22 protein-coding genes and 1 tRNA gene are annotated in these 23,874 nt (G+C 65.0%); 14 read left to right on the top strand and 9 right to left on the bottom strand.

Translation table 11 applies throughout. The features are described from left to right. Nucleotides 1-34: 34 nt before the first annotated feature. Nucleotides 35-637 carry a cupin domain-containing protein gene (locus FJV43_RS01095; protein WP_239623988.1) on the top strand — a complete coding sequence of 201 codons (603 nt, stop codon included), beginning with the start codon at nucleotides 35-37 and terminating at the stop codon, nucleotides 635-637. A gap of 7 nt (nucleotides 638-644) precedes the next feature. On the opposite strand, the gene FJV43_RS01090 is transcribed toward FJV43_RS01095, so the two are convergent. From FJV43_RS01090 to FJV43_RS01075, 4 genes are all read right to left on the bottom strand, one after another. After that, on the bottom strand, nucleotides 645-1,835 hold the full coding sequence (locus FJV43_RS01090; RefSeq protein ID WP_239623986.1) for a patatin-like phospholipase family protein: 1,191 nt from the start codon (nucleotides 1,833-1,835) through the stop codon (nucleotides 645-647). Nucleotides 1,836-2,047: 212 nt separating this feature from the next. After that, nucleotides 2,048-2,644: a glycerol-3-phosphate 1-O-acyltransferase PlsY gene (gene plsY / locus FJV43_RS01085; RefSeq protein ID WP_239623984.1), complete on the bottom strand. Its 597-nt coding sequence runs from the start codon at nucleotides 2,642-2,644 to the stop codon at nucleotides 2,048-2,050. Between the two features lie 47 nt (nucleotides 2,645-2,691). After that, nucleotides 2,692-3,993 (bottom strand): dihydroorotase, encoded by a 1,302-nt coding sequence (locus tag FJV43_RS01080; protein WP_239629802.1) that lies wholly within the window; start codon nucleotides 3,991-3,993, stop codon nucleotides 2,692-2,694. 5 nt (nucleotides 3,994-3,998) lie between these two features. Beyond that, a complete protein-coding gene (locus FJV43_RS01075) occupies nucleotides 3,999-4,946 on the bottom strand; it encodes an aspartate carbamoyltransferase catalytic subunit (RefSeq protein WP_239623982.1) in 948 nt (315 codons plus the stop codon). Nucleotides 4,947-5,175: 229 nt separating this feature from the next. On the opposite strand from FJV43_RS01075, the gene FJV43_RS01070 reads away from it, so the two are divergent. The 3 genes from FJV43_RS01070 to FJV43_RS01060 all read left to right on the top strand — a co-directional run bounded on the left by FJV43_RS01070 (nucleotide 5,176) and on the right by FJV43_RS01060 (nucleotide 8,474). Then, nucleotides 5,176-5,901: a M15 family metallopeptidase gene (locus FJV43_RS01070; protein WP_239623980.1), complete on the top strand. Its 726-nt coding sequence runs from the start codon at nucleotides 5,176-5,178 to the stop codon at nucleotides 5,899-5,901. An 18-nt stretch (nucleotides 5,902-5,919) separates the two neighbouring features. Further along, the gene (locus FJV43_RS01065; protein WP_239623979.1) at nucleotides 5,920-7,563 is read left to right on the top strand and encodes an isovaleryl-CoA dehydrogenase; all 1,644 of its coding nucleotides are present in this window, start codon (nucleotides 5,920-5,922) and stop codon (nucleotides 7,561-7,563) included. A gap of 146 nt (nucleotides 7,564-7,709) precedes the next feature. Then, nucleotides 7,710-8,474 (top strand): type II CAAX endopeptidase family protein, encoded by a 765-nt coding sequence (locus FJV43_RS01060; protein ID WP_239623977.1) that lies wholly within the window; start codon nucleotides 7,710-7,712, stop codon nucleotides 8,472-8,474. A gap of 123 nt (nucleotides 8,475-8,597) precedes the next feature. On the opposite strand, the gene FJV43_RS01055 is transcribed toward FJV43_RS01060, so the two are convergent. Both FJV43_RS01055 and ruvX read right to left on the bottom strand, forming a co-directional pair. Then, complete coding sequence (locus tag FJV43_RS01055; protein WP_239623975.1) at nucleotides 8,598-9,521, bottom strand: AEC family transporter; 924 nt, start codon at nucleotides 9,519-9,521, stop codon at nucleotides 8,598-8,600. 3 nt (nucleotides 9,522-9,524) lie between these two features. Next, nucleotides 9,525-10,016 (bottom strand): Holliday junction resolvase RuvX, encoded by a 492-nt coding sequence (gene ruvX / locus FJV43_RS01050; protein ID WP_239623973.1) that lies wholly within the window; start codon nucleotides 10,014-10,016, stop codon nucleotides 9,525-9,527. 45 nt (nucleotides 10,017-10,061) lie between these two features. Here ruvX and FJV43_RS01045 point away from each other — a divergent pair, with 45 nt between their 5' ends. Both FJV43_RS01045 and FJV43_RS01040 read left to right on the top strand, forming a co-directional pair. Then, a complete protein-coding gene (locus FJV43_RS01045; protein ID WP_239623971.1) occupies nucleotides 10,062-10,289 on the top strand; it encodes a hypothetical protein in 228 nt (75 codons plus the stop codon). 271 nt (nucleotides 10,290-10,560) lie between these two features. Beyond that, a complete protein-coding gene (locus FJV43_RS01040; RefSeq protein WP_239623969.1) occupies nucleotides 10,561-12,807 on the top strand; it encodes a DNA/RNA non-specific endonuclease in 2,247 nt (748 codons plus the stop codon). Between the two features lie 107 nt (nucleotides 12,808-12,914). Here FJV43_RS01040 and FJV43_RS01035 read toward each other — a convergent pair whose 3' ends face one another. Continuing rightward, nucleotides 12,915-13,850, bottom strand: coding sequence for a cyclase family protein (locus FJV43_RS01035; protein WP_239623968.1), 936 nt, complete (start codon nucleotides 13,848-13,850; stop codon nucleotides 12,915-12,917). A gap of 186 nt (nucleotides 13,851-14,036) precedes the next feature. Further along, nucleotides 14,037-14,927, bottom strand: coding sequence for a LysR family transcriptional regulator (locus tag FJV43_RS01030; RefSeq protein WP_239623966.1), 891 nt, complete (start codon nucleotides 14,925-14,927; stop codon nucleotides 14,037-14,039). Nucleotides 14,928-15,026: 99 nt separating this feature from the next. Between FJV43_RS01030 and FJV43_RS01025 the strand changes: the two genes are divergently transcribed. From FJV43_RS01025 to FJV43_RS00990, 8 genes are all read left to right on the top strand, one after another. Next, nucleotides 15,027-16,070, top strand: a complete 1,044-nt coding sequence (locus FJV43_RS01025; protein ID WP_239623965.1) for a nitronate monooxygenase — start codon at nucleotides 15,027-15,029, stop codon at nucleotides 16,068-16,070. 104 nt (nucleotides 16,071-16,174) lie between these two features. After that, complete coding sequence (locus FJV43_RS01020; RefSeq protein ID WP_239623963.1) at nucleotides 16,175-17,251, top strand: nitronate monooxygenase family protein; 1,077 nt, start codon at nucleotides 16,175-16,177, stop codon at nucleotides 17,249-17,251. A gap of 139 nt (nucleotides 17,252-17,390) precedes the next feature. Beyond that, a complete protein-coding gene (gene gatC, locus FJV43_RS01015; RefSeq protein WP_008548395.1) occupies nucleotides 17,391-17,678 on the top strand; it encodes an Asp-tRNA(Asn)/Glu-tRNA(Gln) amidotransferase subunit GatC in 288 nt (95 codons plus the stop codon). A 78-nt stretch (nucleotides 17,679-17,756) separates the two neighbouring features. Beyond that, complete coding sequence (locus FJV43_RS01010; RefSeq protein ID WP_239623962.1) at nucleotides 17,757-17,969, top strand: hypothetical protein; 213 nt, start codon at nucleotides 17,757-17,759, stop codon at nucleotides 17,967-17,969. Further along, a complete protein-coding gene (gene gatA / locus FJV43_RS01005) occupies nucleotides 17,966-19,441 on the top strand; it encodes an Asp-tRNA(Asn)/Glu-tRNA(Gln) amidotransferase subunit GatA (RefSeq protein ID WP_239623960.1) in 1,476 nt (491 codons plus the stop codon). Before FJV43_RS01010 ends, gatA begins: the two co-directional genes overlap by 4 nt. Beyond that, on the top strand, nucleotides 19,432-19,734 hold the full coding sequence (locus FJV43_RS01000) for a hypothetical protein (RefSeq protein ID WP_239623959.1): 303 nt from the start codon (nucleotides 19,432-19,434) through the stop codon (nucleotides 19,732-19,734). Before gatA ends, FJV43_RS01000 begins: the two co-directional genes overlap by 10 nt. Next, entirely contained in the window at nucleotides 19,731-21,209 is a 1,479-nt protein-coding gene (gatB, locus tag FJV43_RS00995; protein ID WP_239623957.1) for an Asp-tRNA(Asn)/Glu-tRNA(Gln) amidotransferase subunit GatB, read from the top strand. Before FJV43_RS01000 ends, gatB begins: the two co-directional genes overlap by 4 nt. A 1,509-nt stretch (nucleotides 21,210-22,718) precedes the next feature. After that, on the top strand, nucleotides 22,719-22,985 hold the full coding sequence (locus FJV43_RS00990) for a hypothetical protein (protein ID WP_061877321.1): 267 nt from the start codon (nucleotides 22,719-22,721) through the stop codon (nucleotides 22,983-22,985). Nucleotides 22,986-23,407: 422 nt separating this feature from the next. On the opposite strand, the gene FJV43_RS00985 is transcribed toward FJV43_RS00990, so the two are convergent. Continuing rightward, nucleotides 23,408-23,500: transfer RNA gene (locus FJV43_RS00985), tRNA-Ser, on the bottom strand. Nucleotides 23,501-23,874: the final 374 nt, after the last annotated feature.

Raw genomic sequence — 23,874 nt, 5'->3', positions numbered from 1 at the left:
AGCGCGTCTCCAGACTTCGCAAGGAGACGCAAACATGTCGACAGAGTTCGCCCGCGGCACTCGGCTGCGCAATGCCTTCAACAAGGAGACGTTCGTCTTCTCCGGACTGCTCGACAACCGTGACGTCGCACGTTTCGGTGTGATCCTCGAAAAGGGCGGCTCGGGCGGCGGCAACGCGCTCGTGCACGTGCATCCCGGCGCGGACGAGCAGTTTGCAGTGAAGAGTGGACGCATCAAGGTCGTCGTCGACGGACGTGAGCAGTTGGTGGACGCCGGCGGCAGCGTCACCGTGCCCCGCGGCAGACCGCATTATTTCGCCAATGCGGGCGACGGTAACGCCGAGTTCGAGGTCTCGTTCATGCCGGCGCAGCAGCATCTGCGCTTCTTCGCCAATTTCGTCACGCTCACAGTGAAGCAGCCCAAATGGTTCTCCAGCGCTGGCGATCCCAACTTCCTGCTGATCGCGCTGGTGCTGCACACCTATCGCGATCACATGTATCTTGCTGGCGTACCGATCTGGCTGCAAAAACTGCTGTTCGCCGTGTTTGCGCCGATGGCGCGCCTTGCCGGCTACCGGTTGGCGATCGAGCCGCTCAGCGAGGCGGCTACGTCCGGAACGTCAGGCTTTGCGGCGTAGGCGAGGATCAGACCAGTGCCAGCTCGGCTCGCGAGGGTGCGGCGTCCTGTGTTGCGCCCGCACCTTGCCCGAGCCAGCGCTCGGCGGCTGCGCGGCCGCTTCGGTGCAGGAGACGAATGAAGCCCCGGCCGAGATCGGTCGATGAGCGTTGCGCCAGACCATCAACGGAGTCTTCCGCCGCGATCCTGGTGAGCCGCAGCGGAGAGGCCATGTGCGACTGCGCCCATTCGATCGCCGCGATCTCGGCATTGAGCGCGGCGTTGGCCACGATCTGGTCGAGCCTGCGGTCGATCGCGGCGAGCGTGATCGGCACATAGCCGTCGCGCGTCGGCGTGACCTGGACGAGCAGCAGATCCGTCGCCACCGTTTCCTGGACCAGCCGCAGCAGCGGCGGATTGCCGCCGAAGCCGCCGTCCCAATAGGCCTCGCCGTCGATCTCGACCGCGCAGTGAACCAGCGGCGGACAGGTCGAGGCCAGCGCGACGTCCGCGGTGATGGCGTCGTTGGCGAAGATCTGCTGCTGCCCGTCGCGGATCCGCGTCGCCGCGATCAGCAGCTTCGGGCATCCTGCGTCGCGCAGGATGGAAAAGTTGATGTCGCGCGCCAGCGCCCGCCGCAGCGGGTCGAGATCGAACGGATCGAACTGCCCGGAGCGCAGCGTCGGGCCGAACGCGACCGAGCTGCCCGCCGGCGAAAAGCCGCCGACCAGCATCAGCGAGCGGAACGATGCCTCGTGCATCAGTCGGACCCAGAATCGGTTCAGCCGGCTGCGGGCGCCTTCACGGCCGCCTTCGGCAAGGCCGCAGGCGAGCAGCAGCGCATTGATGGCGCCGGCGCTGGCACCGCTGACGGTGTCGATCGCGATGTCGGGCTCTTCCAGCAGCCGCTCCAGCACGCCCCAGGTGAAGGCGGCAAAGGTGCCGCCGCCCTGGAGCGCCAGCGAGAGTCTTCGCGGCGGCCATTGGCCGGAACGCGCCTGCGGGAGCGCGACCGGTGCGGCCCTGGGGACCACGACGTCGAGCGGAGCGTCGGCTTGCGCAACGGGCGCAGGCTGCGGCACTTGCGGCGAAACGGGCGCAGGGGCGGGCGGCGGCGCATCGGACCAGATATTGGTCGCCGAGAGCAGCCGGCTTGCCGCGCTGCCGGAAGCACTGAGCGAACCAACCCCGTAATGCGCGCCGACAATCATCTCGCTCATTCTGAGCAACCGCGTAACGCCGTTTCCTGTGTCAGGATGACAGGCATGGAACCCGTTCGCTACTGTCTGCACCGAGCGGTGCGGAAGTTGCGAACAGGATTTGGCGTATAATGCGGAAGGTGTGCGGCGATATCCGTACTTTTTCCGGCTTCAGATTCTTGTTTGACGCGTTTTCTTGACGCGAACCGGCATCCACTTCGCTCGAAAACGCTCTAGGCCTTCTCGCCGATCCGGCTTTCCTTGCCGGTTTGCAGGCGCCGGATGTTCTCGCGATGCGCGTAGAACAAGAGCAGCGTCAGCACCGCCGTCAGCGCCGACAATGCGAGGTGGCCGAACCACCACAGGAACATGGGCGTGATGAACGCCGCCACCAGCGCGGAGAGCGAGGAATAGCGGGTGGTGAAGGCGGTCGCCAGCCACAGCACGCAGAACACGACGGCGCCCGGCCAGAACAGGCCAAGCAGGACGCCGATATAGACGGCGACGCCCTTGCCGCCCTTGAACTTGAGCCAGACCGGGAAGAGGTGGCCGAGGAAGGCGCCGAGCCCGGCCACCATGGCGGCATTGGGTCCTGCGATGTAGCCGGCGATCACCACGGCCACGGTGCCCTTGAGCGCATCGAACAGCAGGGTGCCCGCGGCAAGGCTCTTGCGTCCCGTGCGCAGCACATTGGTGGCGCCGATGCTGCCGGAGCCGATCGAACGGATATCCTGGGTGCCCGCGAGCCTGGTCAGGATCAGCCCGAACGGAATCGAGCCGAGGAGATAGCCGATGACGAAGGCCACCGGCAAAAATGCTTCAAGCCCCATGACGGCAGCTCCAAAGGCAGGATTCGCGTGTCGAACGATCGCGTATGTCAGACATGCTCGTAGACCGTCCGGCCGCCGACAATGGTGCGCACCACGCGGCCTGTAAAGCGGGCCTCGTCGAACGGGGTGTTCTTGCAGGGGGACTTGAGGTCGGCGGGATCGACCACCCAGGGCGTATCGGGATCGATCACGATGACGTCGGCGGGGCTCCCGGCGCGCAGGGTTCCGCCTGGCAGCCCGAGCAGCTCGGCCGGACGGGTCGACATCGCCCGGATCAGCGTCTTCAGCTCCAGCTCGCCATTATGCACCAGCCGCAGGCCGGCCGGCAGCATGGTCTCGAGCCCGATGGCGCCGGGCGCGGCTTCCGCGAACGGCAGGCGCTTGACCTCGACGTCCTGCGGATTGTGGTCGGACATGATGACGTCGAGGAGGCCGGAGGCGATCGCCGCCACCAGCGCGCGGCGGTCGTCCTCGGTCCGCAGCGGCGGCGACAGCTTCAGGAAGGATCGATAGGGGCCGATGTCGTTCTCGTTCAGCGCCAGATGGTTGATCGAGACCGAGGCGCTGACGGCGAGCCCGGCGTCGCGGGCGCGCTGGAGGATGTCGAGGGAGTCGATGCAGGTCAGCGAGGCCGCATGGTAGCGGCCGCCGGTGAGCGCGACGAGGCGCAGGTCGCGCTCCAGCATCACGGCTTCGGCGGCATTGGGGATGCCCATCAGGCCGAGCCGGGTCGCGAACTCGCCCTCGTTCATCACGCCTTCGCCGACGAGGTTGGGGTCCTCGGTGTGATGCACGATCAGCGCGTCGAAGTCGCGGGCGTAGGTCAGCGCGCGTCGCATGACCTGGGCGTTGGTCACGCTCTTGTCGCCGTCGCTGAAGGCAACCGCGCCGGCGGCTTTCAGGAGGCCGAACTCGGTCATCTCCTCGCCGTGCATGCCCTTGGTCAGCGCCGCCATCGGCTGGATGTTGACGATCGCGGTGTCGCGGGCGCGGCGCATCACGAAGTCGACGGTTGCCGAATTGTCGATGACGGGAGAGGTGGCCGGCTGGCAGATGATGGTGGTGATGCCGCCCGTCGCGGCGGCCTGGCTCGCGGAGGCAAAGGTCTCGCGATGGCTGAGGCCGGGCTCGCCGACGAAGGCGCGCATGTCGATCAGGCCCGGCGCCACGATCTTGCCGGAGCAGTTGACGATGTCGGTGCCCTCGGGGACGCCGGCCGCGCCGATGCCGCGGCGGGTCTCGCGGATGGTGCCGTCCGCAATGAGAACGTCGCCGATGCCGTCGAAATCCCTGGAGGGATCGACGACGCGGGCGTTGGCGAGCAGGATGGGGCGGCGATCGGTCAACATCAGCATCACGCGTTCGGCAGGTTGCGGGCGAGCGCTTCCAGTACGGCCATGCGCACGGCGACGCCCATCTCCACCTGTTCGCGGATCAGGGACTGGGCGCCGTCGGCCACGATCGAGTCGATCTCCACGCCGCGGTTCATCGGACCTGGATGCATCACGAGGGCATCCGGCTTGGCGTAGGCGAGCTTCTTCTGGTCGAGCCCGAAATAATGGAAATATTCCGATGACGAGGGCACGAAGGAGCCGTTCATGCGCTCGCGCTGCAGCCGCAGCATCATGACGATGTCGGCGCCTTCGAGGCCCTCGCGCATGTCGCGCATGACCTCGACGCCCATCCGCTCGATGCCGGTCGGCAGCAGCGTGGAAGGGCCGACGACCCGGACGCGGGCGCCCATGGTGTTGAGCAGGATGATGTTGGAGCGGGCGACGCGCGAATGCAGCACGTCGCCGCAGATCGCGACCACGAGGCCTTCGAGCCGGCCCTTGTTGCGGCGGATGGTGAGCGCGTCGAGCAACGCCTGCGTCGGATGCTCGTGCGCGCCGTCGCCGGCATTGATCACGGAACCGTCAACCTTGCGCGCCAGCAGTTCCACCGCGCCGGAGGCGTGATGGCGCACCACCAGGATGTCCGGGTGCATCGCGTTCAGCGTCACGGCGGTGTCGATCAGGGTCTCGCCCTTGCGGATCGAGGACGAGGATACCGACATGTTCATGACGTCGGCGCCGAGCCGCTTGCCCGCGAGCTCGAACGAGGACTGGGTCCGGGTGGAAGCCTCGAAGAAGAGGTTCACCTGCGTCCGTCCACGCAGGACGGTGCGCTTCTTGTCTACCTGGCGGTTGACCTCGACATATTCTTCGGACAGGTCGAGGAGGCCGCTGATGTCGGCGGCAGAAAGGCCCTCGATGCCCAGCAAATGCCGGTGGCCGAGGACGAAGGTCGATTTCGATGTCATTAAAAGCAGAGCTATAGGGGGGGATGGCGGGGGGAGCAAGGGGCAAACGGTGGGATGGGAGTTATCCCCTGATCTGTCGATGGTGGCTCATCACCGTCATGCCCGGGCTTGTCCCGGGCATCCACGTTCTTGCACGCTCGCCGCAAAAGGGGCGTGGATGGCCGGGACAAGCCCGGCCATGACGATGCGGAGGCATCTCGTGAAGTCAATTCCAATTGCGGCCATAGCCATGGCGATAACCATAATCTCACCGGCCCACGCTCAATCTCTCCCCGGCGGCTTCGTGTATCTGCGCGACATCGATCCCAGCATCATCCAGGACATCCGCTACGCCACATCGAACAATTTCGTCGGCCGTTCGCTCGCCGGCTACGGCGCCGGCGAATGCGTGGTGAAGCGCGAGGTGGGGCTGCGGCTGAAGGCGGTCCAGCAGGAACTGGCCGCACAGAACCTGTCGCTGAAAATGTTCGACTGCTATCGGCCGGCGCGGGCCTCGCTCGACATGGTGAAATGGTCGCAGAGCGGTCATGAGACCGCGGCCGAGCGGCGCTACAACCCGAACATTCCCAAGACCGAGCTGTTCCGCCTCGGCTACATTGCGAGCCGCTCGCAGCATTCCACGGGTGCAGCGCTCGATCTCACGCTGGTCGATCTCAAGGCCGACAATTCGGGCAGCTACGACCCGTCGAAGACCTATGCCGACTGCACGGCGCCGGTCGCGATGCGCGCGCCGGAGGGCAGCGTCGACATGGGCACAGGCTACGACTGTACCGACGTGAAGGGACATACCGCTGTAACGTCGATCAATCCGGAGCAACGCACCTGGCGCAAGCGGCTGGTCGCTGCGATGGCCAGGCAAGGCTTTGTGAACTATTCGAAGGAGTGGTGGCATTTTTCCCTGCCGGGGGCAGGCGGGGCGGCCTATGATTTCCCGATCCAGCCGCGCCGGAACTGAACGCGCCGAGGAAACCTGATGACCCAGCCGAGCTTTGCGACCCACGAGGTCTTCAACCAGTCGCCGCCGTTCGAGGAGGTCGACCTGTTCGCGGTGGACCTTCCGCTGGTCGAAGCGGTCAGGGCCAATGGCGGGGCCAAGGCGGAGCGGGAGCTGTCGGAGTTCGGCAAGCAATGGGGCTCTGCGGCGATGGCCGATCGCGGCCGCCTCGCGAACGAGAACACGCCGAAGCTGCGCAGCTTCGATGCCAAGGGCAATCGCCGCGACCAGGTCGAGTTTCATCCCGCCTATCACGAGCTGATGGCGCACAGTGCGCATGCGGGCGTGCACAATTCGACCTGGACGGCGGACGGACGGCCTGCGGGCGATGCCGCCGAGGTCATTCGTGCCGCGAAATTCTACATCGCCGCGCAGGTCGAGACCGGCCATCTCTGCCCGATCACGATGACGCGCGCCTCCGTGGGTGCGCTGGCGATGCAGCCCGACTTGCTCGCGCGCGTGATGCCGGTGCTGTCGACGAAGGGCTATGATCCCACCTTTGCGCCGTGGTGGCAGAAGCGCGGCATGACGGTCGGCATGGGCATGACCGAGAAGCAGGGCGGCACCGACGTGCGCGCCAACATGACGCGGGCCGTGCGCGAGGGGGACGGCTATCGCATCACCGGTCACAAATGGTTCATGTCAGCGCCGATGTGCGATGCGTTCCTGGTGCTGGCGCAGGCAGATGGCGGGCTGACCTGCTTCTTCATGCCGCGCTTCGCGCCTGACGGCTCTGTCAACGCCATCCAGTTCCAGCGGCTGAAGGACAAGCTCGGCAATCGCTCCAATGCCTCGTCCGAGGTCGAGTTCGTCGGCGCCTACGCGGAAGCGGTCGGCGAGGAGGGCAAGGGCATCCGCACCATCATCCAGATGGTGCAGCTGACGCGGCAGGATTGCGCGATTGCGTCCGTCGGCCTGATGCGCTCGGGGCTCGCACATGCGCTGCATCACGCGCGGCACCGCAGCGTGTTCCAGAAGCATCTTGCCGATCAGCCCCTAATGCAGGCGGTGCTGTCGGATATGGCGCTGCATGTCGAGGCCAGCACGGCCCTGGTGATGCGGCTCTGCCGCGCCTTCGACCGCACGCCGCATGATGCGGCGGAGGCGGCCTATATGCGGCTGTTGACGCCCGCGATCAAATACTGGACCTGCAAGAGCGCGCCGCCGTTCCTCTACGAGGCGATGGAGTGCCTCGGCGGCAACGGTTATGTCGAGGACGGCATCCTGGCCCGCCACTATCGGGAGTCGCCGGTCAACGCGATCTGGGAAGGCTCGGGCAACGTCATGTGCCTCGACGTGCTCCGCGCGCTCTCGCGCGAGCCGGAGGCGGCGATGGCGGTGCTGCAAGCGCTGGCGGCCGAGACCAAGGGCCTGCCGGGGGCCGGGGAGGCGGCCACCTTCATCGGCAAGACCTTCCGCCGCGCCGACGGCGAGCGCGTCGCGCGCCTTGCCGTCGAGAAGCTGGCGCTGCTTGCCGCGGCTGCGGCGCTCAACGGCGTGTCGCCGCACAATGCCGAATTGTTCGCGAGTACGCGTCTTTCCGCCAATCACGCCAGCATGTACGGCGCGGTGGAGCTGGACAGCGGCGAGGTGCGCGCGCTGCTGGAACGGGCGCTGCCGTGAGGAGTGTCCACCTCAACCTCTCGTCATGGCCGGGCTTGTCCCGGCCATCCACGTCTTGCTGTGCGGCACGAAGAACGTGGATGCCCGGGACAAGCCCGGGCATGACGACCGCTCGATAGTTTGCGCGACCTAACGAAAGCCTCCTGATGGACTCCCTCAATCCCGACCATCCGCCGCTGACCGATACGTCTGCGCCACCACGTGTCTGGATGTTCTGGGGCACGGCGCTGTGGGGCGTCTTCATCTTCGTCGCGATGTTCGTCGGGCAGATCGGCGCCGTCGTTCTGCTGGCGGCGCAGCGCGGTCTTCCGATGGACCTCTCTTCGCTCCAGCTCATCGGCCGCGAGCCCCAGACGCTCGCGCTGTCGGTCATCATGGGACTGCCGGCGACGCTTGGTGCGGTTTGGATCGCCATTCGCATCAAGAAGGCGTCCTTCGTCGATTATCTCGCGCTGCATTGGCCTTCCTGGAAGCAGCTGCTGTTCGGCGCCGTCGGCCTCATCCTGATCGTGCTGGTGTGGGAGACGATGTCGCGCGCGCTGGGGCGCGAGGCGACGCCGGGCTTCATGACCGATCTGTTGAAATCGGGACGCGACAAGGGCGCTGCCCTGTTGCTCCTGTTCGCCTTCAGCGTGGCCGCGCCGATGTCGGAAGAGATTCTGGCGCGAGGCTTCCTCTATCGCGGCTGGTCGGCGAGCTTCCTGCGCGTGCCCGGCGCGATCCTGCTGTCGTCGCTGATCTGGACGGTCGTGCACCTGCAATACGACCTGTACTTCCTCACCGAAGTCCTCGCCATCGGCCTGTGGTTCGGCTACATGCGCTATCGCTCCGGCTCGCTCTGGCTCACCATCGTGCTCCACGCGCTGAACAATCTGACCGCGGTGGTGCTGACGATGTGGCTGGGAAGCTAGGCCTCATACTCCGTCATTGCGAGCTCCGCGAAGCAATCCAGATTCTTGCTGTGTCGGCGGTCTGGATTGCTTCGTCGCAAGAGCTCCTCGCAATGACGAGATGAGAGAGGTGCGCTCGAATTGTTAGGCCGCCAGCGCGATCGCGATCGGCATCGTGATTGCCGCCAGGATCGTTTGCAGCGTGATGATCTGCGCCAGCAACGGCGCGTCGCCGCCCATCTGGCGGGCCAGCACATAGGCGCTGGGCGAGGTCGGCACGGCCGCGCAGATCGCGACGATTGCGAGGCTGTTGCCGGTGATGCCGAACCAGCTCGCGAGCCCCAGCGCGAGCGCAGGCATCAGCACCAGCTTCAGGCCGACGCCGATGGCTGCGCCCAGGCTGGGACGCAACAGGCCTTTCAGATGCAACCCCGCGCCGGTGACGAGCAGGCCGATGGCGAGCGAGGACCGGCTCAGCGCGTCCGCCACCTCGTGCCAGATTTTCGGCAGCGGCAGGTGCATCAGATTGACGGCAAGGCCGATCGCGCAGGCCCAGATCAGTGGATTGCGGATCACCGTCATGACGATGGCGCGCGGGGATCGCTTCTCCTGTGCAGCGTAACGAGCGAGCACCGAGACGCTGAACACGTTGACCAGCGGGATGATCGCGACCATGGCCACGGAGGCGAGCGCCAGCCCGAGATCGCCGAACATGTTGGCGGCGATCGACAGCGCAACGAAGGTCTGCCAGCGCGTTGCGCCCTGGAAGATCGAGGTGAAGGCGGGGCCATCGATGCCGAGCCGCGACAGCGCCGGCCGCAGCGCGAGACAGAGCAGCGACATCGCGAGCGCCGACAGCAGCAGCGCGCCGCCGACGCCGGCGACCGGCACCCTGGAGAGGTCGGCCTTCACCAGGGTCTGGATCAGCAGCATCGGAAACAGCACGAAATAGGTCAGTTGCTCCAGCCCGTGCCATTGCGTGTCGAGACGCATCAGGCTGTGCTTCAGCACGACACCGAGCACGATGAGAATGAAGACCGGCAGCAGCGCCGCGACCACGACCGGCATGGATCAGTCCGTCCCCGGCGCCGCGCGCAGATTTGCCAGGCGGTCGAGCGCGCCCTGCAGGATGAAGATCGCGGCATGCTCGTCGATCACCTCGGCGCGCTTGGCGCGGCTGACGTCCATGCCGATCAGCTCGCGCTCGACCGCAGCGGTCGAGAGGCGCTCGTCCCAGAGACCGATGGGCAGCTGGGTCAGTCCTGCGAGATTGCGGGCGAAGGCGCGGGTGGATTGCGCGCGCGGGCCCTCGCTGCCGTCCATGTTGATGGGCAGGCCGAGCACGAAGCCGACCACCTTGCGCTCGGCCGCGATCGCGAGCAGCCGGGCGGCGTCCTGCTTGAACGCCTTGCGGGCGATGGTCTCGACGCCGGTCGCGAGCCGACGATCGGGGTCGGACACGGCAACGCCGATGGTCTTGGTGCCGAGATCGAGCCCGACCAGCGCGCCGCGCGCGGGCCAGTGGGTTGCAGCATCGACGAGGGACAGGATAAGAGCCGGCATGGCGTAGCGCATATCACGCGTTACGCAGCGGAGTGAACCCGGAAGATGGACGTGCTGACATTATTCGGCCTGTTCGCCGTCACGGCGATGCTGGTCACCTACGCCCTGGAGGATCGCAGCCACTGGTTCGTGCTGCTGTTCGCCGCATCCTGCGCGCTCGGCTCGGTCTACGGTTTTCTCCAGGGCGCCTGGCCGTTCGGGCTGGTCGAGGCGATCTGGTCCGTCGTGGCGCTGCGGCGGTGGCACCTGAAGGCGACAGCAAGAAGCGTGTGAGAATGGCCACGCACAAATGCAACGATCATTTGTGGCGAATCTCACACGGGCGACGTCGCAGGCCATGGCATGATGTCGCGTCCTCGGCAGCGCACGTCGATTGACGCTCTGGTTGCCGAGCGATAGAAATATAGGCCTAAGGTAGTGCGGGGCGCGTGCCCCGATTTTCAGAATGATCGGCAGCGACCGGCAGTCCGGTCCGCGCTGCAGCCTTGGCGCAGATTTTCAGGCGCCGACCACGTCCAATACTCGCCCTTAATTTTGAGAGGTCATGATGCTCATCAAGCCAAGCCTGATCGCGGGCTCAGAAAGGCGATTCAAGCAAGCCGAGTTCTCACCCGATGCCCTGAACAGAAAACTGGGCGACGGTCCGATCGAGATGACCGTCGAGAAGATGCGGCTGCGCCAGCGTCAGCTTCTGGCCGAGACGCACGACATGCAAACGGCCGAGATCGGCCTGGAGCGGATCATCCAGGGCAATGATCTCGACAGCATCAATTATCTCGCCAAGGGGACCGCCGCCGCGCGCTCGGTCTGTCGTATTCAGCTCAGGGATCTCAAGTCTAATCTGCTCGGCTATGGCTCCGGCTTTCTGATCGGGCCCGGCCTGCTGCTGACGAACCATCACGTCTTCGGCCGGCCGGCCGACGCAGCCCATTCGATCGCCGATTTCAACTACGAATTGGACGCTTCGGGACAGGAGCGTGTGCCGGTGAGGTTCGGATTCGAGCCGCGCAGATTCTTCTACACCAATGACCGGCTGGATTTCTCGATCGTTGCGGTGGCGCCGACCTCGCTGTCAGGCCACGAGGAACTCGAGGATTGGGGGTGGCTGCCGCTCAGTGGCGCGCCCGGCAAGGCAGACCCGGGCGAGTATCTCACCATCGTCCAGCATCCCAGCGGGCAGATGAAGCAGGTCTGCGTCCGCGAGAACAAGCTGCTCAAATATGTCGGCGACTTCCTCTGGTACAATACCGATACGACGGCCGGATCGTCGGGGTCGCCGGCGTTCAACCGCTTCTGGCAGGTGGTCGCGTTGCACCACAGCGGTGTTCCCCGGAAGAATGCGCAGGGTCGCACCCTGACCAAGGACGGCAAGGTGTGGAGGCCGTCGATGGACGAATCCTCGATCGACTGGATCGCCAACGAAGGCATCCGGATCAGCGCGATCGTCGCCGATCTCAAGGTGGCCGTCGGCTCTCACCCTCTGATCAGGCCGGTGCTGGACGAGATGGACCCGCCGAGCCGGCACGAGATCGAGCGAGCCTTGCGGCCGCCGGTTGACGCAACTCCGTACGGCGCCAGTGTCTGGGTCGAGCAATCCGTCGACGGCACGTCTCTGGTGGTCCCGATCCGCGTTCCGCTGCCGATGTTCAGGAAGGAGATTCCTCTGGCTCCAACGGCGCCGCTACCGAGCCCGGCGGGAGGTCATGGCAATGGCCGGACGCCGAACGGCGGCACGGACGGCGGCAAGCGCAACGGCGGCACGCCATTGATTGCGCCGCCGACCGGCCTGTTGCCTCACATCAGTGCGAGGAACGGCCTGCCGATGGAGGCCGTGCATATCGATCAGAGCACGCTGAAATCGCGTCCCGGATACAAGGCAAATTTTCTGGGCACCGGCAAGTTCTCGGTCCCGTTGCCGAAGATTCCGGCCGCACTCAAGTCCAGGATCGCGATGCTCAAGGGCCGCTCCAGGCAATCCGAGCTGAAATATTTCAACTACAGCGTCGTCATGAACAAGGAGCGCAGGCTCGCCTTCTTCAGCTGCGTCAATATCGACGGCGGCAAGCAGCAGGACGTCGGCAAGCGTGAAGGTGATTCCTGGCTGCGCGATCCGCGCATCGACGAGGATGCCCAGATCGGCGACGAGTTCTACCGCAAGCAGGCCACTTTCGAGGCGGACCGCAGCAAGAATCCGTTCGACCGCGGTCATCTGGTGCGCCGCCTCGATGCGACCTGGGGCGACACCGTCGCCGCGGCCAAGCAGCATGGCGACGATTCCTTCCATTTCACCAACTGCTCGCCGCAGTTCTTCTCGTTCAACCAGGGCAAGCAGCTCTGGGCAGGACTGGAGGATTACACGCGCGATGTCCTGCTCGAAGGTGAGGAGAAGGGCATCGTCATGAACGGCCCGGTGTTCGATGGGCCGGATGCCCAGGAATCCGATCTGCCCAATCCGGCCGGCCGGCCGCACAAGGATCCGAGCTTCGGCGGCGTTCAAATTCCGAAGTATTTCTGGAAGATCTTGATCCGCCGCAACGACGATGACGACGCTCTCAAGGCGGCGGCATTCCTGATGAGCCAGCGAAAGCAGGTCATGGAGATCGACCGAATCCAGGAGGCGGACCTGCTCGAGCGGATGTCCGAGGAGGATGTCAGCGTCTTCCAGGTCTCGATCGCGGACCTGACGAAATTGACCAAGCTCGACTTCGGCAATCTCACTGATGCGGATTCGCACGAGGCGACCTCGGTCGGCCCGCGGCGGATCGAATCCTATGAGGACATTCGGATCTAGGCTTTGTCCTCGGAGTAGCGCAAGGACGGGGGCGGGTGAGGGGAGCGGTGTGCTCTATCGAGACACTGATGCCCCTCACCCGGAGCGCTTGCGATGCGGGCCGCGCGTCAGCGGATCGCGATCGGGTTGATCATCGCCTGCACGCCGCCGGTCCAGCGCGGCTGTCCCAGCACGAACAGGAATTCATAGCCCTTGTCCCGGGCGAGCGCGGCGGTATCCATGTTTTCGAGGATGTAGGTCCCGTTCATCGCGAGCAGGATCTGGTGCACCTCGAATACGTTCTTGGATTCGAACGGCAGCACCTCGAGCCCCCAGGTGTCGGCACCGACCGCGACGACACCCTTGCCAGTCAGATATTTTGCACCCTCGACGCCGAGGCCGGGCTCGCCGGCCGAATAGCGCTTGTCGTCCTTACCCATCAGGCTGAGCCAGCCGGTGTGAAAGATGACGACGTCGCCCTGGCGGATCTCGACGTTCTGCTGCTTGGCGGCCTCCTCGATCTCCTTGACGTTGAAGGCGGTCCCTTCCTTCACCACGTCGGTCTTGAAATAGGCGGCCATGTCGAGCAGGACGCCGCGGGTGACCATCGGCGGCACCTTCTCGATGCCGAGCTTCTTCAACCCGGTCGGATCGGCGAAATCGGCGAGCTTGTTGCCGTTGTAATAGACGTGCTCGACGCCGAGATGGCCGAGCCCGTCGAGCTGGCTGCCGATGCCGACCCAGCTGTCGAGGATGTCATCGTTGTAGGTGGCCTTGTTCGGACCAAGCCCCGCGATGCCGGCCTGTCCCGGCTGCACCACCGTGATCTTGTAGGTGCGCGGCGGATAGGCGGGCGTCTGCGACGTGACGGGAATGCCGAGGGCGTAGGTCTTGCCGGTCTTCACCAGCGATGCCGCCTTCACCACGAGCTCGGGCGTCATGTAGTTGGCGGCGCCGATCTCGTCGTTCGGGCCCCATTTCGATTTGGTCCAGTCCTGTGCGCTTGCAGTTCCTGATATCGCCGACAACACAGCGACACAGCACAACACGAGCGTATTGCGCATCGATAGTCCTCCCGATGTTCTTGCCGATGTTTGGCTTCGTTATGGTTTTGCGCTGGCCAGTCAGTCATCCTAACGTAGAATGATCGCGGGCTTCAAAGCTTTTTGATGTGCTGCGTTGCCGCGGAAGGCAGCGTGGAAACGCGATGGATTTATGACGAATTTCGTGGAGTGGAACGCTGCGTCGCGTCAGGCCGCGATGACGTCGTCGTCCTTCTTCAGGCAGTCGGCAAAGCCGCTCAGCGCGCTGGTTTGATGGCCTGCGCGGCGGTGGATGAACAGTGTCTCGACGCGCGCGTGCGCCGGGCTCAGCGCGTGGATCGCGATGCTGCCATTCATCGCGCTGCGCTCGACGACCGCGCGCGGCAGCAACGTTACGCCCATGTCGGCGGCGACACAGCCGATCATGCCGTCGAGCGTGCCGAGCTCGAAGCGCGCGGCAGACGGCCAGCCGAACTCGACGAACACTTGTTCGAGCCGCTGGCGGTAGGTGCAGCCGGTGCGGAAAACCAGCGCGGTCGGCCCGGACTCCGGCGTTCCCGCGCGCAGCTCGGCCATCGAGGCCCAGCGCCGTGCGCTGACCAGCACCAGCTCCTCGCGGAAGGCGCTCGTCGCGATCAGATCGGCATGCGTGATGGGACCCGCGACGAAGGCGCCGTCGAGCGAGCCTTCAAGCACGCCGGTGACGAGGTCGGCCGTCGGCGCGGTACGCAAGGAAAGGCGCACGGCGGGGAAGCGGCGGTGGAAGTCGGCGAGCAGCGGCGGCAGGCGCACGGCCGCCGTCGTCTCCATCGATCCGATCGCGAGCGGTCCTTTCGGCGCGCCATCGTCGCGTGCGGCGAGCAAGGCTTCGCGCGACAGCGCCGCCATCCTTTGTGCGTAGGGGAGAAGGCGCTTGCCGGCACCCGTCAGCGTCATGCCGCGGCTGTGGCGCTCGAACAGCGCCGTGCCGATCTCCGCCTCCAGCGCCTTCACGCGCTGGGTGACGTTCGACTGCACCGTGTTGAGCTCTTCGGCGGCGCGGGTGATGCCGCCCGTGCGGGCGACGACGGCGAAGGTCTGGAGATCGCTGAGTTCCATGGCGTCGTTCCGCTTTCGAGATGGCAGCGTTCGCAACAATTCATTTCTGGAGAATGCTAGTCGCGCCTAGTCTCGCTGTCCAGAGATCGGGGAGAAGCCATGCCGATGACGACGTCGCTGACCACGCTGCTGGAGATCGCGCATCCGATCTTGCTGGCGCCGATGGATGTCGTCGCCGGCAGCCGCCTGGTCGCGGCTGTGAGCCGCGCCGGCGGGTTCGGAATTCTCGGCGGGGGATATGGCGAGCGAGCGTGGCTGGAACAGGAGACTGCGAAGCTCGCCGAACTGCGTGCGCCGTTCGGCATCGGCTTCATCACGTGGAGCCTCGCCAGGCGGCCCGAGCTTCTCGACATCGCGCTCGGCGTGAAGCCATCGGCGATCATGCTGTCGTTCGGTGATCCCGCGCCGTTCGCGCCCAGGATCAAGTCCGCCGGCGCACGCCTGATCTGCCAGGTCCAGGACGAGGCGATGGCGCGACAGGCGCTCGATGCCGGCGCCGATGTCCTGATCGCGCAGGGAACGGAGGCGGGAGGTCATGGTGCCTCACGGACCACCATCGATCTCGTGCCGGCGATCGTCGATCTCGCCGCAGGCCGCGTGCCGGTGGTTGCGGCCGGCGGCATCGCGGACGGGCGCGGGCTCGCTGCCATGATGATGCTGGGCGCAAGCGGCGTGCTGCTCGGCACGCGCTTCTATGCGAGCCAGGAGGCCGATGGCGCGGAGGAGGCGAAGCGGCGGATCTGTGCAGCGAGCAGTGGCTCGACCGTGCGCGGCATCATCTTCGATCTCTCGCGCAACAATGTCTGGCCGGCGCCGTTCACCGGGCGGTGCCTGATCAATGATCACGCCCGGCGCTGGATCGGCCGCGAGGTCGAGCTGATGCAGAATGTCGCCGCAGTTGCGGTGGACTATGCCGCGGCGAAAGCGGCCGGCAATTTCGATGTCGCGGCCGTGATCGCGGGCGAGGCGGTCGGGCTGATTCATGATATTCCCCCGGCGGCCGAGATCGTCGAGCGGATCGCGGGCGAGGCGGAGCAATTGCTGGAAGGAAGACGCAATTCGGTGAACGGTGCCTTCCCTTCTCCCCTTGTGGGAGAAGGTGGCGCGAAGCGCCGGATGAGGGGTATCTCTCCGCAAACTTAGCATGGTGATTGAGGAGAAATACCCCTCACCCGTCTCGCCGCTGGCGCGGCGATCCACCCTCTCCCACAAGGGGAGAGGGGAAGAGCGAATATGAGGCAAGAACCATGTGGCCTGACCGTCGACTGATCGATCTGTTCAAGACCGAATTTCCGATCGTGCTGGCGCCGATGGCCGGCGTGATGGATGCGGAGCTAGTGATTGCGGCCGCGCAAGGCGGCGCGCTGGGCTCGCTGCCTTGCGCGATGATCTCGGCCGAGAAAGCGCGCGAGCAGGTCGGCCTCATTCGCCAGCGCGTGAAGGCGCCGGTCAACATGAACTTCTTCTGCCACACGCCGGTCGAGCTCACGGCTGAGGCGGAAGCGCGCTGGAAGCAGCGGCTTGCGAGCTATTACGGCGAGCATGGTCTGGATCCGGCGGCGCCGATCGCCGCGGCCAACCGCGCGCCATTCGATGCGGCCTTTTGTGAAGTCGTCGAAGAGCTCAAGCCGGAGGTCGTCAGCTTCCATTTCGGCCTGCCGGAGCAGGCGCTGCTCGGGCGGGTCAAGGCGGCCGGCTGCCTCGTCATCGCATCCGCCACGACGGTGAAGGAAGCGCTCTGGCTGGAAGAGCGTGGCGTCGACGCCGTGATCGCGCAGGGCGCCGAGGCGGGCGGTCATCGCGGCATGTTCCTGACGGACAGGATCGCAGAACAGCCCGGCACTTTTGCGCTGGTGCCGCAGGTTGCCGATGCCGTGAAGGTGCCGGTGATCGCGGCGGGCGGCATCGCCGATGGACGCGGCATCGCCGCGGCCTTCGCGCTCGGCGCATCCGGCGTGCAGATCGGCAGCGCTTATCTGCGCTGTCCGGAATCCAGGCTCAGCGCGGGCGGCCGCAAGGCGCTCGCTGAAGCCCGGGACGATTCTACCGTCATCACCAATGTCATGACGGGCCGTCCGGCGCGCGGCGTCCAGAACCGCCTGATGCGCGAGGTCGGCCCGGTCTCGCCGGATGCGCCGCCGTTTCCCCATGCCGCGACCGCGCTGGGGCCGCTGAAGGCCGCGGCCGAAAAGCAGGGCAGGGTGGATTTCACCAACCTCTGGGCGGGACAGGCCGTTGCGCTAGGCCGCGAGGTCGGCGCCGCCGAGTTGACCCGCGATCTGGCCAAATCGGCCTTGGCTCGCCTGAAAGCGCTGGCCGGATAAGCCTCCAGGTTCTTGTTTGCGCATGATCTTTTCGGAAAACCGCTTCACACTTTTCCGGATCATGCGCTAGCGCCGGTTGCGGCGCAAAAGCGGCCTCTGCTATACGGCACATGGGTTTTGCCGTGAGAGGCCTTATATAATGTCCGTCGACGCTGCTACCGTCCGCCGCATCGCGCATCTGGCGCGCATTGCGGTTTCCGAGGACGAGGTTCCGCATCTGCAGGGCGAGCTCAACGCCATGCTCGCTTTCGTCGAGCAGCTCTCGGAGGTCAATGTCGAGGGCGTGGAGCCGATGACCTCGGTCACCCCGATGCAGATGAAGAAGCGGCAGGACGTGGTCAATGATGGCGAGATCGCCGACGATATCGTTGCCAACGCGCCCGCGACCGAAGGCCACTTCTTCCTGGTGCCGAAGGTCGTCGAGTAGCATGGCGTTTTCGAGCGAAGCGGAAGCCGGTTCGCGTGAAGATAACGCGTCAAACAAAGAGTCTTAGGGCGTAGTCCGATGTGTCTGCTTTGCGACGATGAGAAGGCCTATCAGGCCTACATGAATTATCTCGACAAGATGGAGCGGCAGGGCAAGGCTGCCGACCCCAATGTCGCCGTCAGTGCCGTGCTCGACGAGATCGAGGCCGCTGCGAAAGCCGCCGCCAAAAAAGACGACCCGGCCAACGACAAGACCCTGTCTCCGTTCTTCTGCAGCCCGATCAATAAATGACCGATTTGACATCGCTGACGCTCGCCGAGGCCCGCAAGGGTCTCGCCGACAAGACTTTCACGTCGCTTGAGCTGACCGACGCGCATCTTTCCGCGATCGAGGCCGCGCGCGTGCTCAATGCCTTCGTGATGGAGACGCCCGACCAGGCGCGCGCGATGGCGCGCGAGGCGGACGGCAGGATCGCCAAGGGCGATGCGGGCCCGCTCGCGGGCATCCCGCTCGGCATCAAGGACCTGTTCGCGACCAAGGGCGTGCGCACGACGGCGTGCTCGAAGATCCTCGGCAATTTCGTGCCGACATATGAGTCCACCGTCACCTCGCAGCTCTGGCGGGACGGCGCGGTGATGCTCGGCAAGCTCAACAACGACGAGTTCGCGATGGGGTCGTCGAACGAGACCTCCTGCTTCGGCCCCGTCGGCAATCCCTGGCGGCGCGACGGCAGCAACACCACGCTGGTGCCGGGCGGCTCGTCCGGCGGCTCGGCCTCGGCCGTGGCCGCGCTGCTGTGCATGGGCGCGACCGCGACCGATACCGGCGGCTCGATCCGCCAGCCGGCGGCGTTCACCGCCACCGTCGGCATCAAGCCGACCTATGGCCGCTGCTCGCGCTGGGGCATCGTCGCCTTTGCGTCGTCGCTCGACCAGGCCGGTCCGATCGCGCGCAGCGTGCGCGATGCCGCGATGCTGCTGCGCTCGATGGCCGGTCATGACCCCAAGGACACGACCTCGGTCGACATTCCCGTGCCGGACTACGAGGCCGCGATCGGCAAGTCGGTGAAGGGCATGAAGATCGGGATCCCCAGGGAGTATCGTCTCGACGGCATGCCGGCCGAGATCGAGAAACTCTGGAGCGAGGGCGCGGCGTGGCTGAAGGCGGCTGGCGCCGAGCTGGTCGAAGTCTCGCTGCCGCACACCAAATATGCGCTGCCGGCCTACTACATCGTGGCGCCGGCGGAGGCCTCCTCCAACCTCGCGCGCTATGACGGCGTGCGGTACGGCCTGCGCGAGCCGGCCAAGAACATCATCGAACTCTACGAGAATACCCGCGCGTCGGGCTTTGGCGCCGAGGTGAAACGCCGGGTCATGATCGGCACCTATGTGCTCTCGGCCGGCTATTACGACGCCTATTATCTGCGCGCGCAAAAAGTGCGGACGCTGATCAAGAAGGACTTCGAGGACTGCTTCGCGAAGGGCGTCGATGCGATCCTCACCCCCGCGACGCCGTCGGCCGCCTTCGGCATCGGCGAGAAGGGCGGCGCCGATCCGGTCGAGATGTACCTCAACGACATCTTCACCGTGACGGTGAACATGGCAGGCCTTCCGGGCATCGCCGTGCCCGCCGGCAAGGACGCGCAGGGCCTGCCGCTCGGCTTGCAATTGATCGGCCGTCCGTTCGACGAGGAGACGCTGTTCTCGCTCGGCGAGGTGATCGAGCAGGCCGCCGGCCGCTTCACGCCCGCGAGGTGGTGGTGAATGTCGCTGATTTCATCGCGAGCCTCGGCAGCGCGGCGCCCGCGCCGGACCTGAGCGCGCCGCTCGCGGGTCTCTGGTGGGCCGCGAAGGGGGACTGGGACCGCGCGCACAAGATCGTTCAGGACGACAACGGCCGTGACGCCGCCTGGGTGCACGCTTACTTGCACCGCGTCGAAGGCGATCTCGGCAATGCCGGCTACTGGTACCGCCAGGCTGGCCAGCCCACGGCAAAGGATTCATTGGAGGCAGAGTGGGAGCGGATCGCTGCCACGCTGCTCGGGAGCAGGACATGAGCACGGCCACGCACAAGCTTCTCAAGGGCGCCACGGGTGACTGGGAGATGGTCATCGGCATGGAGATCCACGCCCAGGTGACCTCGAACGCGAAGCTGTTCTCCGGCGCCTCCACGGAATTCGGCGGCGAGCCGAACACGCACGTGTCCCTGGTCGATGCGGCGATGCCGGGCATGCTGCCCGTCATCAACGAGGAATGCGTCAGGCAGGCTGTCCGGACCGGGCTCGGTCTCAACGCGAAGATCAATCTGCGTTCGGTGTTCGACCGCAAGAACTATTTCTATCCGGACTCGCCGCAGGGCTACCAGATCAGCCAGTACAAGTCGCCGGTCGTGGGCGAGGGCGAGGTGCTGGTCGAGCTCGACGGCGGCCGCAGCGTTACCATCGGCATCGAGCGGCTGCATCTGGAGCAGGACGCCGGCAAGCTGCTGCACGACCGGTCGCCGACCATGTCCAATGTCGATCTCAACCGCTGCGGCGTGGCGCTGATGGAGATCGTGTCAAAACCGGACATCCGCGACGCCGAGCAGGCCAAGGCCTATGTGACCAAGCTGCGCTCGATCCTGCGCTATCTCGGCACCTGCGATGGCGACATGGAGAAGGGATCCTTGCGCGCCGACGTCAACGTCTCGGTGCGCAAGCCGGGTGGGCCGCTCGGCACCCGCTGCGAGATCAAGAACATGAACTCGATCACCTTCATCGGCCAGGCGATCGAGTACGAGGCGCGGCGCCAGATCGAAATCCTCGAGGAGGGCGGCCAGATCGAGCAGGAGACGCGGCTCTACGACCCCAACAAGGGCGAGACGCGCTCGATGCGGTCCAAGGAAGAGGCGCACGACTACCGCTACTTCCCCGATCCCGACCTGCTGCCGCTGGAGTTCAGCCAGGAATTCGTCAACGCGTTGAAGGCGAAGCTGCCGGAGCTGCCGGATCAGAAGAAGACGCGCTTCGTCGCCGATTTCGGCCTGTCGGCTTACGACGCGAGCGTGCTGGTCGCCGAGCGCGAGAGCGCGGTGTTCTACGAGACGGTGCTCGACAAGCTCGCCAATCGCGCCCGAGACGGCAAGCTGGCGGCGAACTGGGTGATCAACGAGCTGTTCGGCCGTCTCAACAAGGAAGGACGGGATATTACGGGCTCTCCGGTCAATGCGGAGCAGCTGGCAGCGATCATCGACCTGATCGGCGAGGGCACGATCTCCGGCAAGATCGCCAAGGATCTGTTCGAGATCGTCTGGCAGGAAGGCGGCGATCCCCGCGCGCTGGTGGAAAGCCGCGGCATGAAGCAGGTGACGGATCTTTCGGCGATCGAAAAGGTTGTCGACGACATCATCGCTGCCAATCCCGACAAGGCCGCGCAGGTGAAGGACAAGCCGCAGTCGCTCGGCTGGTTCGTCGGCCAGGTGATGAAGGCGTCCGGCGGCAAGGCCAACCCGCAGAGCGTCAACGACCTGCTCAAGTCCAAGCTCGGCCTCTAGCCTCACGCGCTCGAGCGAGGTGACGGACACGTTTCGTCGCCTCGCTTTCGGTTCTCGGTGCGACGCACGCGCGCATCCTCGGAAGCAAACTTCATCCCGATCGACAGTGCCGCGGCGACCGAATCGCCGTCACGCGATTCGCGCAAAACGGCGGCTTGCACACGCTCAGACGAGCGTTCGCGCCGTTAAGGATGAAAATATTTTCGTTGCCAAAATTCACGACTCAGAGTCCGCGAAGTGCCTCTGCGAGACAATCGGGGGAATGGCGACGCACATCATCGCGTCGGTCGCGCGCGATGCGCACGTGCAGAAAAATACTTGCTGCATAGTGTTTTTCTGCAATCGCATCAGTCGCGAACGTCGACGCTGCGCCTGTTCTCCGTGATCGCAGCCACACCTCGTGCGGTGCGCTTGCGTCGCGCTCGACAAGCGCACGCGCGTTGCGCCGTCAACACTTCTTTAAGCGAGACGCTGTTTTTTTCTTCGTGTTGGTGTATTCGGGATGAAGTGCATTCGATCCCCGAGTGCACGCAGCGATTAAAGCCATCTCACACATCGGAGGGCAACATGGCCAAGAAAGCGAAGAAGGCGAAGGCGAAGAAGGCGAAGAGCGCAGTGAAGAAGACTGCGAAGAAGACCCGCAAGGTCGCGAAGAAGAAGAAGTAACTTCGCTTCTGAAGTTGCCGGCTCCAGATAGCCGGCACGTCATCAGCGCCTCCTAGAGGGTTCTGGTCGACGATAGAGGGTGTCGGCGAGACATCAGGTCAACGGTCGGACCGTTCTCTTTCGCGGTCCGGCAGAAGAAACGAGTTTTCTTCGTTCGGTGCGGTCCTCCGAAAAGGAGCTCCGCAATTTCACAAGCGGCCTTCGGGCTTGCGTGGAATCTGGTCCTGACGTGTTCGCCGACGCCCTCGTTCTCCTGACGCCGGGGTATTGCCGGCATTCCTTTCCCCCCGACATCGCTGATCGGACTGCGACGTGGCCGCGCTGCCTTGAGGTAGGCGAGGGCCGTGCATGATTGCACGCCGTCTGCGTGCCGCTTCTCCAGGCGCGGTGTCATCGCCCGGCTCCGACCGGGCGATCCAGTACGCCGAGACGGTCGTGGTTGAAACGATGGGCCGCAGCGTACTGGATTCCCCGCCTGCGCGGGGAATGACAGGGGGGGCGGCCACGACGGCGCGCCGCTCCATGAATTGGAGCCGTAGCACGCGCCACCGCGCGCGATGGTTATCGATCTCCCAAAATCCCAGGGTAAACCGAATCTGACGAATTGCAGAAGTGCCTGCAAATCAGGGACTTTTTGAATTTCCCGTACGCAAGTCGCGCGCTCGCGTTTACGTCTGCTTCATCGCGATACTTAAACTGCCATTCAAATTTGCCCGCCATCATCGCCTCCAACAAGCCGGCAAACGGCATGGGCAAGAAGACTCGGGGAAGAGTTGAACAGCTATTTGGACGGGAGCCGCGCTCGGTGGAGCGGGACGGCACAAGAATAAAAGGGGATGCGTGATGTTTCAGGGTACTTTCGATCTGGAGACGGCGACGCCGATCGACGCGAGCGCGCTGTCGGACGTGCTGTTCGAGCGCGGGATCTATTGGGCGAGCGGTCGCTCCGGGATCGTCGATCTCGTCGCCGCGCACAAATGGTTCAACCTCGCGGCGTTGAAGGGCCGCAAGGACGCGGTGGCGCTGCGCCAGGAAGTCGCCGGGCAGATGTCGGATGCCGAGATCTCCATCGCCCAGCGCGAGGCGAGGGCCTGGGTCTCCGCGCACTGAGATGAGAACGGCCTCTGATCCGTGTTTGCACGGGTGGGCCCGGTTGCGCTGAATCAATTTTGCTCGTCGTGCCGCCGCATAAGACCCGACGGCATGGGCGACCAAAACACGAATGGACGATGGCTTCCGATTCAGATCGCTCCCGACGAGTGCGACCTGGAACTCGGATGTCTTCACAAGACGGGAATCAAGGCCTGGTCCTTTCCGTGCCGGCGCAAGGGCGGCGTCTGGTTCAACGTCTGGGCCGGCGAGGCTGTGCTGATATCGCCCTCGCATTGGCGGATATGGCGATCCGGTCTCTAGGTGCGCGCACACATATATAAGGAGCACGCGAATCGGGCTGAACGCCCCGTGCTCGTCCGTGGGCCGGCTTCACGATCGCTTCCAAGTGAAAGAACGCGGTGATTGAGTCTGCTGCTGGGTGGCGGAGAGGGAGGGATTCGAACCCTCGATACAGCTTGAGACCGTATGACGCTTTAGCAAAGCGTTGCCTTCAGCCACTCGGCCACCTCTCCGGTGCGAGCCTTATGCCTCTAATTACTTGGGCCGGTCAATTTAGAAGCGTGTGTTTTCGCTCGAATATTCCCAGTGATCTTCGCCACAGGGCGGCTGTTGTCGCGGCGAGAGTGTGGCTCTGCGAGAGCGGACGCGAAGCTTGACCTCTGGCATATTGCAAGGGTGTTCCCCGCATGGAAACGTCCTTGCTCACGTCGGAAGCCGATTTGCTAGGAAATTCAATGGCTCGCGAGTAAGGGCTATAGAGACTTGGCTGCCCGCGTCTCGGCTCGCCCAGCTGACGGCCCGCTTCCAATGATCCCGCCTCCATAAAGAGTGTCTGCCGGCCGTCTCAGGCGCCAGCAGGTGGCCCAGCTTGCGTCAGACTGGGTGC

The sequence above is a fragment of the Bradyrhizobium sp. I71 genome, assembly GCF_022354745.1.
GTDB lineage: Bacteria > Pseudomonadota > Alphaproteobacteria > Rhizobiales > Xanthobacteraceae > Bradyrhizobium > Bradyrhizobium liaoningense.
The sequence above is the reverse complement of the archived record's forward strand: the minus strand, read 5'-3'. Positions and strand labels throughout refer to the sequence as shown.